This is a genomic window from Rickettsiales endosymbiont of Stachyamoeba lipophora (assembly GCF_003932735.1).
Lineage (GTDB): Bacteria > Pseudomonadota > Alphaproteobacteria > Rickettsiales > 33-17 > RICK01.
In genome coordinates, this window is record NZ_CP033611.1 from 295,257 (window position 1) to 310,039 (window position 14,783).

General features: G+C 33.3%; 16 protein-coding genes. 11 read left to right on the forward strand and 5 right to left on the reverse strand.

The window, feature by feature from the left end:
- The first annotated feature begins 2 nt into the window (after positions 1–2).
- Genes fliG through EF513_RS01320 form a run of 4 tightly spaced genes read left to right on the forward strand, consistent with a single transcriptional unit; the run spans position 3 to position 3,541 of the window.
- Positions 3–1,016, forward strand: coding sequence for a flagellar motor switch protein FliG (fliG, locus tag EF513_RS01305; RefSeq protein WP_125215613.1), 1,014 nt, complete (start codon positions 3–5; stop codon positions 1,014–1,016).
- 2 nt (positions 1,017–1,018) lie between these two features.
- Complete coding sequence (locus tag EF513_RS07860; protein ID WP_164503790.1) at positions 1,019–1,783, forward strand: FliH/SctL family protein; 765 nt, start codon at positions 1,019–1,021, stop codon at positions 1,781–1,783.
- Positions 1,776–2,174: a response regulator gene (locus tag EF513_RS01315; RefSeq protein ID WP_125215615.1), complete on the forward strand. Its 399-nt coding sequence runs from the start codon at positions 1,776–1,778 to the stop codon at positions 2,172–2,174. Before EF513_RS07860 ends, EF513_RS01315 begins: the two co-directional genes overlap by 8 nt.
- Positions 2,171–3,541 carry a PleD family two-component system response regulator gene (locus tag EF513_RS01320; protein WP_125215616.1) on the forward strand — a complete coding sequence of 457 codons (1,371 nt, stop codon included), beginning with the start codon at positions 2,171–2,173 and terminating at the stop codon, positions 3,539–3,541. Before EF513_RS01315 ends, EF513_RS01320 begins: the two co-directional genes overlap by 4 nt.
- A gap of 46 nt (positions 3,542–3,587) precedes the next feature.
- On the opposite strand, the gene EF513_RS07865 is transcribed toward EF513_RS01320, so the two are convergent.
- The gene (locus tag EF513_RS07865) at positions 3,588–3,731 is read right to left on the reverse strand and encodes a hypothetical protein (protein WP_164503791.1); all 144 of its coding nucleotides are present in this window, start codon (positions 3,729–3,731) and stop codon (positions 3,588–3,590) included.
- A gap of 270 nt (positions 3,732–4,001) precedes the next feature.
- Positions 4,002–4,460 carry a host attachment protein gene (locus EF513_RS01325; protein WP_125215617.1) on the reverse strand — a complete coding sequence of 153 codons (459 nt, stop codon included), beginning with the start codon at positions 4,458–4,460 and terminating at the stop codon, positions 4,002–4,004.
- Between the two features lie 212 nt (positions 4,461–4,672).
- Here EF513_RS01325 and EF513_RS01330 point away from each other — a divergent pair, with 212 nt between their 5' ends.
- Both EF513_RS01330 and EF513_RS01335 read left to right on the forward strand, forming a co-directional pair.
- Complete coding sequence (locus EF513_RS01330; protein WP_125215618.1) at positions 4,673–5,344, forward strand: hypothetical protein; 672 nt, start codon at positions 4,673–4,675, stop codon at positions 5,342–5,344.
- Positions 5,345–5,349: 5 nt separating this feature from the next.
- Positions 5,350–7,524, forward strand: coding sequence for an ankyrin repeat domain-containing protein (locus EF513_RS01335; protein ID WP_125215619.1), 2,175 nt, complete (start codon positions 5,350–5,352; stop codon positions 7,522–7,524).
- A gap of 49 nt (positions 7,525–7,573) precedes the next feature.
- On the opposite strand, the gene EF513_RS01340 is transcribed toward EF513_RS01335, so the two are convergent.
- Together EF513_RS01340 and EF513_RS01345 are read right to left on the reverse strand one after the other, a co-directional pair.
- Positions 7,574–8,299: a phosphatase PAP2 family protein gene (locus EF513_RS01340; protein WP_164503792.1), complete on the reverse strand. Its 726-nt coding sequence runs from the start codon at positions 8,297–8,299 to the stop codon at positions 7,574–7,576.
- Entirely contained in the window at positions 8,274–9,683 is a 1,410-nt protein-coding gene (locus EF513_RS01345) for an ArnT family glycosyltransferase (RefSeq protein WP_125215621.1), read from the reverse strand. The genes EF513_RS01340 and EF513_RS01345 overlap by 26 nt, the downstream gene beginning before the upstream one ends.
- A 13-nt stretch (positions 9,684–9,696) precedes the next feature.
- Between EF513_RS01345 and aroQ the strand changes: the two genes are divergently transcribed.
- Together aroQ and EF513_RS01355 are read left to right on the forward strand one after the other, a co-directional pair.
- Positions 9,697–10,128 carry a type II 3-dehydroquinate dehydratase gene (gene aroQ / locus EF513_RS01350; RefSeq protein ID WP_125215622.1) on the forward strand — a complete coding sequence of 144 codons (432 nt, stop codon included), beginning with the start codon at positions 9,697–9,699 and terminating at the stop codon, positions 10,126–10,128.
- A gap of 6 nt (positions 10,129–10,134) precedes the next feature.
- Positions 10,135–11,205 (forward strand): anhydro-N-acetylmuramic acid kinase, encoded by a 1,071-nt coding sequence (locus EF513_RS01355; protein ID WP_125215623.1) that lies wholly within the window; start codon positions 10,135–10,137, stop codon positions 11,203–11,205.
- Here the strand turns inward: EF513_RS01355 and EF513_RS01360 are convergent.
- Positions 11,165–11,863 (reverse strand): alpha/beta hydrolase, encoded by a 699-nt coding sequence (locus EF513_RS01360; protein ID WP_125215624.1) that lies wholly within the window; start codon positions 11,861–11,863, stop codon positions 11,165–11,167. The genes EF513_RS01355 and EF513_RS01360 overlap by 41 nt on opposite strands.
- Before the next feature lie 118 nt (positions 11,864–11,981).
- On the opposite strand from EF513_RS01360, the gene EF513_RS01365 reads away from it, so the two are divergent.
- The 3 genes from EF513_RS01365 to EF513_RS01375 are packed head-to-tail and all read left to right on the forward strand — an operon-like array spanning position 11,982 to position 14,775.
- A complete protein-coding gene (locus EF513_RS01365; protein WP_125215625.1) occupies positions 11,982–12,404 on the forward strand; it encodes an Rrf2 family transcriptional regulator in 423 nt (140 codons plus the stop codon).
- Positions 12,401–13,546: a cysteine desulfurase family protein gene (locus EF513_RS01370; RefSeq protein ID WP_125215626.1), complete on the forward strand. Its 1,146-nt coding sequence runs from the start codon at positions 12,401–12,403 to the stop codon at positions 13,544–13,546. The genes EF513_RS01365 and EF513_RS01370 overlap by 4 nt, the downstream gene beginning before the upstream one ends.
- Positions 13,543–14,775: an IscS subfamily cysteine desulfurase gene (locus EF513_RS01375; RefSeq protein WP_125215627.1), complete on the forward strand. Its 1,233-nt coding sequence runs from the start codon at positions 13,543–13,545 to the stop codon at positions 14,773–14,775. The genes EF513_RS01370 and EF513_RS01375 overlap by 4 nt, the downstream gene beginning before the upstream one ends.
- Positions 14,776–14,783: the final 8 nt, after the last annotated feature.

Consider the following 14,783-nt stretch of genomic DNA (forward strand, 5'->3'; position numbering starts at 1 on the left):
CCATGCTACCTAACGATGGCATTAAGTTAAACGGATATCAAAAAGCCGCTATAATTTTATTTTCGGTTGAAGAAGATCACGCAGCTAAAATCTTTTCCATGATGAGTGATGAGGAGATCAAAGGTATTTCTTTTGCAATGTCTACCCTAGGTTCAATTAAGCAAGAAGCCATAGATCGTTTATTATTTGAATTTAATTCTGAATTATCTGGAGCAGTTTCATTCTTTGGTAACTTTGAAGCAACGGAACGTCTGCTTGAGAAAGTCCTAGGTAAAGAAAAAGTTGCCCAAATAATGGATGAAATCCATGGACCGGCAGGAAAAAATACGTGGGACCGCTTAAAAAACGTTAACGAAGATATTTTAGCCAATTATTTACGTAATGAATATCCTCAAACTATAGCCTTAATTATATCAAAACTTCAGCCAACCTTTGCGGCCAACTTGCTAAGTATGCTTCCGGAAGAATTGACATTTGATGTGATGTTACGCATTCTAAACATGGACTCAGTAAAGAAAGAAATCGTAGATGGGGTAGAAAAAGTTTTAAGAGCAGAATTTATTAATACTCTCTCTAAATCCCAAAAACAAGACAGCAATCTTATGCTTGCAGAAATATTTAACAACTTCGATCGTACCAATGAAGCTAAGTTTATGTCTATGTTAGAGCAGCGCGTTCCTGAATCTGCAGATAAAATTAAAAGTCTTATGTTCACCTTTGATGATCTTATTAAAGTTTCACCTGCAAGTATCCAAAGCATTCTTAGAGTGGTGGATAAAAGTAAACTTACTGTGGCTCTTAAAGGAGCTAAAGAAGATGTTAAAAATCTTTTTATCAGCAATATGTCCCAACGTGCTGCACAAATTTTAAAAGAAGATATGGAAGCATTAGGACCTGTACGTATTAAAGATGTAGATGAGTCTCAAGCCGCGATCATTCAAGTGGTTAAAGATTTAGCATCCAAAGGAGACGTTGTAATTCAAGCGGAAGGTGAACAAGATGAATATATCTATTAATTATGGAAATTAAAAAGTTTGAATATAATCAATTAGAAAAAGAAAAAATTATTGAGCAATTTGAGCTGGATGTAGATAGCTTTAAACCCATAACTCTTTCTAGATTATTTGGGGAAGAAACTCCTGCAGAATCGCAAGTGCCAGAAAGCACAAGCGATCTTATTCAGGACAACACACTTCAAACTACAGAAAACGCACGCGTGGCCGCAAACATACCAAAAGAAGATCCAACTTTAATTAAAATTTCTCCTCAAGATCTAGAAGCAAAACTACAACAAGCCCGCCAAGAGAGCTATAATAAAGCTAAACTTGAATTTGAAGAAACGCAAAAAAATGAATTTCAAAAAAACAGCGCTATTAAAGAAAGCATAGAAGTTGGTTTTAAGCAAATTTTTCATGAGGTAGAAAACCAATTTAATAACAATATTAAAATTTTTGCGGATATTTTAAAAAACTTATCTGAAAAAATTGCTTTAACTAAAATTGTACCTTTTGAATATTTTGAAAATTTATCTGTTGCTATTTTAAATAATTTGCGTCATGAACCAAAGGTTGAAATTACTATTCATCCTGACAATCTTATTGTAATAGAAGATGTGATAACAAACCTAGCACCCGATTCTACAATTAAGATTAATACCAACACAGAATTAAATTTACTTGATTTCGAAATTAATTTTGAAGATGGCTTGATATCCTCAAAATACCAGGATAGAATAAACAATATATATAAAATAATAGATAATTTTTTTACACAGTATGAATAATAATAAAAAAATTTTAGTAGTTGAAGATAACGAATTAAACCTAAAGCTGTTTTGCGATCTGTTAAAACTCAATAATTATACTGTTTTTCCATTAACGGATGGGTTTTTAGTTGAAGATGTCATTCCTCAAATTCAACCTGATCTTATAATTATGGATATTCAGCTGAAAGGTATTTCAGGGTTAGATATTATTAAAAACATCAAATCTTCTGATCAATACAAAACTATTCCTATTATAGCAGTTACAGCCTTTGCGATGAAGCACGACGAAGAAGTAATTTTAAGCACAGGCTGCGAGGGATATATTTCAAAACCAGTCTCTATTAAAAATTTTTTAGAGAAGGTAAATTATTTTTTGGAACGCAACACTCAACTAAATGAAGAAGTATGACAGCACACGTATTGGTTGTAGACGATCTTTTACCTAATATAAAACTTCTAGAAGCTAAACTTACTGCAGAATATTACACTGTAACTACTGCAAGAAGCGGCAAAGAAGCATTAGAAATTCTTAAAAATAATAGTTTTGACATCATTTTATTAGATGTAATGATGCCTGAGCTTGATGGATATGAAGTTTGTAAAATCATTAAAGCTGATCCGAAACATTCAGATACACCAGTCATTATGGTTACAGCCCTTAGTGAAGTAGAAGACAGGGTTAACGGTATTAAAGCCGGCGCAGACGACTTTTTAACTAAACCAATCAATGATCTAACTTTATTTGCTAGAATTAAATCATTACTGCGTCTTAAGGTAGTTACTGATGAACTAAAGTTAAGAAGCAAATCATTTAGTGAGCTCGGTATTAATAATGATTTCTATTCAGTAGGACTTAACGTACTTAAAGATGCAAAAATTTTATTAATCAATGATGATATCGCTGAATCAAATCAAATTAAGGCCCAACTTGAAACTCAAGGTTCCACGGTAGAAATTTTAACCAATCCTGAAACTATTATTGCCAATATGATTGCTAACTCCTACGATTTAGCAATCATTAGCACTTTAATGATCGATCATGATGGCTTAAGATTTAGCGCACAAATTAGAAGCAATGAAAAAATTAGGCATACTCCCATTATTATTTTAATTGAAGAAGATAATAATACCTTCTTGATTAAGGGACTTGAACTCGGAATTAACGACTACCTTATCACCCCAATTGACAATAATGAAGTAATCGCTCGGGCTAACTCTCAAGTTAAACGCAAAAAATATCAAGATCAGTTGAAACAAAGATACCTTGAAAATGCCGATGCTGCAGTAAAAGATGCGCTTACAGGTTGTTATAACCGTAGATATTTCGATGTGCATTACTCTCAGTTATTCCAGCAAAGTATAGAACAATACAAAGAATTATGTTTAATCATAATAGATCTTGATCACTTCAAGCATATCAATGACGCGCACGGACATGTCTCAGGAGATGAAGCTTTAAAAGAATTGCCCAAACGTATTGCCAGTTCAATCAGAATAACCGATATGGTAGTAAGATACGGTGGTGAAGAATTTGTAATTATTGTTCCTTCCACCAATATTGAACAAACTAAACTAATTGCTGAACGCATTCGCAAATGCGTGGAATATAAAGAATTTCCAATTTCACAAGAACCATTTAACATCAAAGTTACCGCAAGCCTTGGAATAGCGATGATCAAACCAACTGATACTAAAGAATCCTTGCTTAAGCGCGCAGATGAAGGTTTGTATAAAGCTAAAGAAGGTGGCAGAAACCAAATTTGCTATGTGGAATAACCGAGAAGGCTTGAAGGACTAAAAAAGCCCTTATTTTTATCTTTTTTTATCTTGGGAAGATGCCCTTTCTCTCTTGCTGGGTAAAATTCTGCGATTTACTTGTGGGTCTGCTTATTTTAGCAATTTCATTTTGTTTACTCTTAATAACTGCAGTGACATAATCTAATGACCTACCCTCATTAGTTTCCATATTCAAGTACTTTTTATCTAACAGGATTTACAAAGCTCTAGTTGTGTTATTAACAGCATCCTAGCAAACTAATAAAGTACTATTTTTAAATTTAATATTAATATTAATATCAGAATCAAGATTATTTTTATCTAACATAGATTTATGAGCCTTTAATTGTTCCTTTATGTTAATATAATTAATATACATCATATTTTTAACAAAAACTTTAATATGAATTTACATTAACAATATCTTTTAACTATAATTAAATTATTCAAAATTTACTTGCTAATGTTGTGGATATTTCACCTGCTCCCTAATATACTCAAACATATCAAGCTCATTCATATTCAGCAGATCTTTTTGAATCAAGTGAGTAACCTTATCCATAACTTTATGGTCTTTATCAATTTTATTAATATGGCTTTTTAACATTCCTTCAAACTCAGGCGGAACTATTAGCACTAAACTGCTATATTTCTCAGCTTCATTTTTGATATTATGGGCAACTTCTCTAGCAAATATATCCCATTCCTTCTTCTTAGGATCGGTATCAGGTTCATAGGCCGTTCTACTCACCGAAAAGGGTTTGTCTGGTCTTCCCCTATCATCCCTTACTAAGTCTTGGCTAATCTTCATATGGCTTTCCTCATGCCCCATTTCTTTAGTCAAAGTAAACTGAGCTATGGGCTTATTATAAGCATAGATTTTACAATTAGATGAATTAGCCACTAATATTCCTATCATAAACTATTCTCCCTTAAACATCCTCTTCTTAACTGTAAAAGCAATGCTATTGAAACAGGCAAGCAGTGGCAAATAATTTTTTAAAAGATGAACAAATCTGGCCAAATTAAACTTTAATTAATTTATGACATTACTTGAATCTCAATAGACTCTTGCAACTTGGTTGTATTATTGTATATCTCATAATCAGTACACGTATAAGTAGAATAACTATGGAACAACCAGCAAATAGATCTTTAAAGAAAAAAATATTAGTGAGGGTAATACCTGCTATTTTACAGCTTATATTCATGTTTATCTTTTTGCATGATTGGATTTCTAAGGAATCACTAGGCGAGATGCAATATTATCATCTAAAATTAACAGGTTTAATTCCTGTAGTTACACTGGCTTTTTTGTGGTTCTATGAGATTACATTTAAGTCACCTAAAAATTTTATTTATTACTGGATAATTCTTTTAGTCGCTCTCTTTATTATAACATCTATATATATTTATATTTTTAGCCTCTCTTCTTGGGAAGAAGCTCAAGAAAATATATTAACTTATGGCAGCATAGGAAAAAAAGTATTACACTTTATGGTAGCTATGGCGGTAGGTTGTCTGGTAGTATGCTTTGTAACATTCAAAGAATTATACAAAAGAATTATATTACTACAAGGTTTTGAAATTACTGATGGTGCAATAATAAAAGTATTATCAGGAGTAAAATTTCGTACCTTTTATCAAATTGAATATGAATTTGAAATAACTGGAAGCAAATTTCATGGTAAAGCATCATTAGCAGATCATAGGTTTGAAAAGGTAATAAATAACCAAAAATCTTTAAAAATCATTTATTCAGCTAAAGATCCATCTAAAAATATTATTTTCCAAGATAGGTAATCAGCATGCAACACGCTAATGAAATAATTATCACTAAAGATGCTAATAAGTTATTAACCCAAGAAGATGTAGAGCTGCAACTTAAAGCACAAAATGTTAGCTTAAGCAACAACCCTATTGATAGGCAATCTTTTGAACTTTTTAATATGATTTTTGATGCAAGCAATGAAACCATTAAAAGTTTAGCTAAAAGCCAAGGGTTAAATTACCCTAACTACAAGCCTGCCATTATAATACCTTTAAACTACTATATTAACCTGCTTAATGAGAAAGATAAGCATGGTGATCAAGGAATAAAAAGCCATTTACAAACAGCCGCCAAATTATCTATGTCCACTGTAGCTGGTACATTTGCTGGTGCATCAATATGTCCTGCATTTTTTACTGCACCACCTGGGTTAATTGTATGCGGTATAGCTGTGGCCAGTGGTACGGTTAAATTTACAGATAATTTTTATGATTATATAAGAAACACATATCCCGAAGTTAAAGATCAGGCCCTAAAAATATATAATGAAAAAACTGCATCTTTTAAACAGGAGATTGAAAAACTACTCCCCGGCAAGTCTACCCATATTGAAGTAGACAGAATATTACCTGATATCACTAATAAAATTATTAATAATACCCTTCCTGCAACAAAAGCTGTTAAAGATAATCTTAGTTTAATTAAGCTACTCACTGAGAATAAGGGCAATCTTAACGCTCAAGATAACTTTGGCAATACAGCATTACACTATGCAGCCCAAGAAGGCTATATCGAAACAGTTAAAATACTATTAAACAAAGGTACTAACCCTAATATTACTAACAAAGAAGGTAGAACCGCTTTAGATCAAACTATCACCAATAATAATAGTACTCCTGAAAATATCAAACTGGTAGAAATCCTCCTTGAGCAAGGGGCCGATCCTACTATTGCTAATAAATATAAATATACAGCAGTTTCCAAAGCTAATGATTATAAAAAAGATGGCTTTTTAGAACCACTGTTAAAACATATGGCGAGCAACCACCAAAAAAATATTAATCAAGCTCTTGACCCATTTGGCAATACTGCGCTCCACCTGGCAGCCAAAAATGGTTTATTAGATTCAATCAAATCACTAGTTGTTGCTGGCGCTCAGCCTAACATTACTAACAATGAAGGTAGAACTGCTTTAGATCTAACGATCACCAATAATGATAGTACTCCTAAAAATATCAAACTGGTAGAGATCCTCCTTGAGCACGGGGCTGATCCTACTATTGTTAATAAATATAAATATACAGCAATTTCTAAAGCTAATGATTATAAAAAAGATGGCTTTTTAGAGCCGCTATTAAAACATATGGCGAGCAACCACCAAAAAAATATTAACCACGTGCTTGACCAATTTGGCAATACCGCGCTCCACCTGGCAGCCAAAAATGGTTTATTAGATTCAATCAAATCACTAGTTGTTGCTGGCGCTCAGCCTAACATTACTAACAATGAAGGTAACAGCCCACTGCTCAGCACTGTAAGCGATTATAACATTTCTCAGAATAGACTTCAGGCGGTAAAAATATTACTTGCAAATGGGGCTGACCCTTATGTTTTTAATAAAAAAGGTACTTCAGCTTTATCTGCGGCAACAAACTTTTCTAGCCAATATCCTTATGCAAAGCTTATTTTAGAACATATTACAAATAACGATAAAATAAATATCAATCAAGAAGCTGACAATCTTGGCAATACCGCCCTTCACTATGCAGCAAAGATAGAAGATTTCAATCTAGTAAAATTTTTACTGGAAAAAGGTGCCAACCCTAATATTACTAACATACATGGGGAAACAGCATTACACGCCACACTCAAACATCACAACAGCTTATCAGCAGACCCTAATTTTAATAATATGATTAAATTATTATTAAAAAAAGGAACCGATCCAAACATCGCCAATAATGAAGGTAATACGGTAATACATACAGTTTTCAAGTGGTGCGCCCCTAGAAAAGATGTTTTGAATATATTACTTGATCATGGAGCTAACGGTTTTATCAAAAACAACAAAGGGCTAACTCCTTTAGATATGAAGTTCGGTGTCTTATCCGATACTTTACTAAACCACCATATGCCTGGAGATAATAGCAATGCAGGTATTAACATCCCACCTGAAGAAAGTATTAACCATTTAGATTATTTATATAACTAGTATATAAAGAAAGATTCTCAGGAAGCTCTGTTCATCATCTACATTATTCTTAAAAATCTCTCTTTTCTTCTTGCGTTGAAAGAAGCCTAATGCCATTTAAGGGAACAAACTTATTAAATTTTAGAAATAGTTTATAAATAATATAATTAATAGCTATAACAATAATGCCTGCAAAAACAATATCACTTAAAAAATGCCTGCCCATAATAATTCGCATAAATCCCATTGCCAGGCCTGCCATCACTCCAAATATAAAAAGCTGTCTACGCATCTTAGTAGTTTGAGCGATAAAGGCTAAGCTAGTTATCCAAAAAGCCATACTGGCATGCCCTGAAGCGAAAGAACAATTATCCATGCAATTATTACTAATAATCAAAGCAGGGGTAAACTGCTTGCTTCCTCCAAACTCTTCAATCTGGCTAGGCCGCGCCCTGCCCCAATGCTCTTTTAATAGTTGATTAACTGTAACAGCAGGTCCTATGATTAAAGTAAGCGTTAGATATAATACATTTAAATATAAAATAGTTTTTTTCCCCCGAAAAAGCCAAGCTTGTAAAATCCCTACCCCTAATACTAGCATTACTATAAAATATTTTACCAGCGTATTAGTAAACACTGCCACCTTACTATGCTCTAACCAAAATCTTTGGCTAGGATGGTAAAACAAGCTAGAAATGAAAATATCAATTTCAGGATATATCATCAAACCTATAGCAATTAGGCTAAAAATACTAATAAAGATAACTATTTTATTCTCTAGCAGTTTGGTAAACATAAAACTTACTTCGTGGATTGAATGGGTTAGTAATTTCCGTTTCATAAGAAACAATACGCGGATTATTAAATCCTCTTAATAGATGATAATTAGGATTTACTGAAATAAATAAAAATTGCTTATAAGCAGATTTATGAAAAGGCATAGCCAAGTCATAATGATCCAGCACTTCATGAAAATTATGTTTATAAATCAGATTTTTAGGCATGGAGCTATAATATAAACACCAAGAAAGCAACTTTCTGTCATCAATCATAATGGGTAAATTAAATTGCTGATGTAGCTGAGTTATTTCCCTCCCTACCTCCTTCCAACCATATAATCTATTAAGACCTGGAAGCGCATTTAAATTTAGTATAAACAATATTTTTATTATTAAAAATATCAATATATTAAAATATATAATAATTCGTTGACGATTTAGACTCAGTAAGTTCATACCTTTGGCTATCAATATTGCAATCGCTATAAAACTTGGAGCGGTCCAGTTAATATTTGCGCCGCTTATCAAGCTTAACATTGCAAAAATCACCATTGGTGTAATTGCACAAATAATAATCAATAACGCTATTTTATTTTCATCATTTGCATTTGAACGATGCTGTAAAAGCTTAACTAGCGGGTATATACTTACTATGCCAAGAGCTACCACCTGCCCGCCAACAAATTCTAAAAATTTTAACCATTTAAAATTAAACGTATTTAACTTAGCCACATGATAAGTATGCATGAAGCTCACTAAATTATGTTCTAAGTTCCACAATAAATTGGGTAAAAATACTAAAAAAGCTATTATACTACTAACAAACAATTTAATAAAATATTTATTAAATTTACCGGTAGTAATAAGCCACATCAACACACAAACAACACTGATAACCATGCTGTATTTACTCAGCATACCCAAACCAAAACTTAATCCTAAGTATAGAGTATAAAACCAATCATTAGTTTCAATTAACTTAATAAAGATCCATAAGGATAATGCCCAAAACAGCAGCAGCAATGCATCCGTTGAGATTATCTGCATAGCTACTGACGTTATAGGCAAAGTCAAAAAAATTAGCTGTGCAAGCTTCGCGGTAGGTAGGTTGGCTAGCCTTAAAGCAATTACCCTGATCATAAAGCTGGTTATGAAATATAATAATGGAGAAAAAAATCTGATTGCAAACTCGCTATTACCTAGCAACTTACTACTTACATAAATAAGCCACGCAATAGCAGGAGGCTTAGAATAATAGCCAGCATCTAAGCTAGTTGACCAAAACCAATATTGCGCCTCATCAGCAAATAAATTACTTTTAGTAAAAAAAATACTAACATAACTTAAAATTAATATTGCTATCAACAAATTAAGATTTACTCTTTTACTTATATAACTCATCTTAAATTTGGATATGACAAATATTTTAATAATTAATGGACCTAACTTAAATTTACTAGGGTTTCGAGAACCTGAAATTTACGGTTACGACAGTTTAGATGACATATTTAAGCAATGTCAAGACTTTGCTACTGAGGCTGCTATTACAATAGATTTCAAGCAAAGTAATCATGAAGGGGAAATAATTGATTGGATTCAAAATAGTCAAAAATTTGATGGAATTGTTATTAATGCTGCGGCTTATTCCCATACTTCAATTGCCATAGCAGATACACTTAAAGCAATTAATAAACCCTTTATCGAAATTCACCTGAGTAATATTTATAAACGTGAAGAATTTAGGCACAAAAGCTATCTCTCAAACATCGCTAATGGGGTTATCAGCGGCTTTGGTAGTTATAGTTATATTCTAGGCCTAAAAGCTTTAAAACAAATTTTGGATTAATTTCATATGAAACAATATAAAGTATTAGGCACTATGAGTGGCACTTCAGGAGATGGAGTAGATTTAAGTATTATCACTACTGATGGTGAGCAAATTTTTGAATTTGGCCCCAACCACTGCTTTGACTATCCTACCTCTATCAAAGATCAGCTTAAAAACGAAAATTTAAATCCTCGGGAAATACTTAGTCTGGAATATGCTATTTCTAATTTTTATGTAGAATCAATTACAACTTTTATAAAGCAATATGCTATAACTTACATTGATCTCATTGCTTTTCATGGACAAACTATTTTTCATGCGCCAAATTATGCTACCACCATGCAAATTGGCAATCCACATTTACTCACTGCGCAATTACAAATTCCGGTCATTGCTGATTTTAGAAGAAAAGATATGGCAAACAGCGGGCAAGGCGCGCCACTCATCCCGATTTATCATAAGATCTTAGCTAAACATTTTAAGATAACAGGCCCCATTGTTTTTGTAAATATTGGCGGAGTAGCTAATGTTAGCTATATTGATGATCAAACACTCGTTGGCTTTGATACCGGCCCTGGATGTGCTTTAATTGATGATAATTGTAAAAAATATTTTAACCAGGATTATGATCATAATGGAGAGCTGGCTCAACAGGGTATTATTGATTTAGAGTTAATCGCAAAGTGGATGAGCGATCCTTATTTTAAACAAAGTTATCCTAAATCTCTCGATCGCAATCATTTCAGGATGCTCACTAACCAATCAACTATCGACTATACAAATTTAGTTGCTACTTTAACGTATTTTACGGCTTTAACTATTGCTGAAAGTTTTAAGTTACTACCCCATATTCCACAAACAATTTTAGTATGCGGGGGAGGAGCCTACAACAACACTATCATTGCTCATTTAAAGCAGTTATGTGCTGAAAGTATAATTAAACTAGTTGATGAAATAGGAATAAATTCAAAATATCTGGAAGCCCAAGGCTTTGGACTGCTTGCAGCAAGGGCAGCAAATAACCTGCCCTCTTCTTTCCCTTCAACTACAGGCGCTACTCAACCTGTTGTTTGCGGCGTCTTTTATCCGGTTTAGTTTTAATATTAGTGCTGTCATTAAGCATCCGATGCACCACATACTCTCTAACATTTTCATTCATTTCTTCTAACTGGTTTCTAAAGAAATGATCAGCATTAATTATGACCCTGTAATCAACATCCACATGTTTTTGCTTAGATAATTTATTTACCATTTTACTCACCGCTTCTTCTGAAACTACTGAGTCATTATTACCCTGCACAATCAAACCTGAGGCAGGACATGGCGAGAGAAATGAAAAATCATATTTATTCACCGGTGGTGAAATAGCAATAAATCCTTGCAATTCTGGTCTTCTCATCAAAAGCTGTAATGCGATCCAAGAACCAAAAGAAAATCCAGCTATCCAAAAAGTATTAGCATATTGGTTTTGATGCTGTAACCAATCTAAAGCAATTGCAGCATCTGCAAGCTCTCCGATACCGTTATCAAAGGTACCGCTTGATTTACCCACCCCTCTAAAATTAATTCTTAATGCTGAAAATCCGCTTTTTACAAAAGTTTGATATAAATTATACACAACTTTATTATTCATGGTACCTCCATGCAAAGGATGCGGATGAAGAATTAGCACTGCAGGCGCATTCCTCTCCTCACCTTGAGTATACCTTCCTTCAATTCGACCTTCCGGTCCATTCAATATAACTTCTGGCATTTACACCCCTTAAAATACTTGACAAAAATAGTAGGTTATTTAAGAATATCCTCGTAATGATAAATAAAATATTGCAAAGTTACAATATTAAACTTTAAAGGATAGGCTTTTTAACATCATGATGCTAACTACCAAAGGAAGATACGCTGTCATGGCTCTTGCCGATATGCTGTCAAATCATGCGAACGATCTGCCTATTACTTTACATCAAATTTCTGCAAGACAGGAAATTCCTTTAAATTATTTAGAGCAAATTTTCTCAATGCTTAAAAGAAATAATATTGTTATTTCTTTTAAAGGCCCTGGTGGCGGATATAAAATTCATAGACCATTAAACGAAGTAAATATTGCAGACATCATTCATGCAGTAGAAGAATCAATTAAAATGACCAGATGTAATCCTGCAGAAAATGGTGGATGCATGTCAACCAACACCAAATGCTTAGTACATGATTTATGGAATGAATTAGGCAATAAAATTGAAAATTATTTAGAATCAATAACTTTAGACGATTTAAAAAACGGTACAATTATTAAATGAGTGTAACAGATTATATTTATCTAGATCACAATGCTACCACTCCGCTTGATGTCAAAGTAAAGCAGGCAATGGTAGAATTAGCTTTACTACCATACAACCCCTCTTCTATTCATAATTTCGGGCGCGAAGCTAGAAAAATTATTGAAAAAGCTAAAGCTGAAATATTTTCTGCTCTTAACATTGATCAAAATAAATATCATTTAATTTTTACCTCTTCAGGCACAGAGGCCAATAATTGGGTGTTAAAAGGTTTTCCTGTACGTACTAAAATTATTAGTTCAACCGAGCATTTATCACTCATGAATAATAATTTAGAGCAAGCAGAATTTATTCAAGTTGACTATAATGGCATCATAAATTTTGCCCATTTAGAAGAGCAACTGCAAGCAAACCAAGGTGCACTGGTATCAGTAATGCTAGCTAATAACGAAACAGGGATCATCCAACCTCTACGTAGAATAAGGGATTTAACTAAAAAATATGGCGCTTTACTGCATAGTGATTTAGTCCAAGCAATTGGCAAAGTAGCAATTAACTTTGATGAACTAGATTTAGATTTATTTACTATTTCGGCACATAAAATTGGTGGACCAGTTGGAATTGCAGCGTTATTTATTAGAAAAAATACTGATATTAAACCATTGCTCGAAGGTGGTGGCCAAAATTTAGGATTACGCGCAGGAACAGAGAATGTAATATCGGCCGTAGGATTTAGTGAAGCAATAAAAGTTGCAATAAACAACTTAGCGGTTTATCAATCACATTGTGCAAATTTACGTAATTTTATGGAACACCAAATAATTAAAACATGCCCTCAAGCAGAATTTATAGGCCAAGAGGTTGATAGAATTCCTAATACCAGCTTGATAATCATGCCCAATGTTTCACAAGAGACCCAGTTAATTTCAATGGATTTAAACAAAATTGCAGTTAGCGCAGGATCTGCTTGCTCATCAGGAAAAATTTCATCTTCTCATGTTTTAAGTTCAATGAAGATTGAAAAAAATAAAGCTAGAAATGCAATTCGAATTAGCATGGCACTTAATAATAATAAAGATGATATTGTTCGATTTATAAATGTGTGGAGCAATATTTATAACAATGCTAATTCTTCACAACATAATAACAAGGCAACAATATGACCCACAAATTAAGCTCAATGGATTTACCCATTTATTTTGATTACCAAGCAACTACTCCATGCGATCAACGGGTAGTAGACGCAATGTTACCTTATTTTACTGAAAAATTTGGTAACCCTCACTCAAGAAGCCATCTTTTTGGCTGGGAAGCAGAAACTGCAGTAGAAGACGCAAGGGAGCAAATTGCAAGCTTAATCAACGCTACTTCTAAAGAGATTATCTTCACCTCAGGTGCAACTGAATCAAACAACCTGGCTTTAAAAGGCATTGCTCATTTTTATGGGGATAAAAAAAGACATATAGTAACTTTAAATACTGAACATAAATGCGTATTAGATGCATGTAGGCATCTTGAGCAGGAAGGATTCGAAGTCACTTATTTACAAGTTGAAACCAACGGACTGGTTGATTTAGGAAAATTAAAAGCCGCTATAAATGATAGCACAGCTATAGTCTCTATAATGGCAATGAATAATGAAATTGGGGTAATTCAACCTTTAAAAGAAATTGGTAAAATTTGCCGTGAAAAAGGGGTGTTTTTCCATACAGATGCCGCACAAGCTTTTGGTAAGATTCCGCTGGATGTACAAGCGATGAATATTGATTTACTGAGCATTTCAGGCCATAAAATTTATGGACCAAAAGGAATTGGTGCACTTTATATTAGAAGAAAACCAAGGATAAGACTTGTGCCATTAATTAATGGCGGCGGTCAAGAGCGTGGTTTTAGATCTGGTACCTTAGCAACACCTTTGGTAGTAGGCTTAGGAATGGCTGCCAAAATAGCTAAAGAAGAAATGCAAAAAGATTATGAACATGTCAAAAAACTTGGCGATAAATTTATCAATACTATTTTAAAAAAAATTCCTGATGTATATCTAAATGGAGATCCAAATTCACGTTACCCAGGCAATATAAATCTTAGTTTTGCATATATTGAAGGGGAATCAATGCTCATGGCAATTAAAGATTTAGCCGTATCATCAGGTTCAGCGTGCACTTCTGCTTCATTAGAACCTTCGTATGTGTTAAGAGCATTAGGGATAGAAGAAGAATTAGCACATACTTCAATTCGTTTTGGCATTGGTAGATTTACTACCGAAGAACAAGTAGATTACGCAATTAATTTAGTAATACAAAAAATCAACAAGCTTAGAGAAATGAGTCCCTTATGGGAAATGGTTCAGGAAGGTATTGATCTTAAATCAATCAACTGGGCAGCTCATTAATTAGGAGA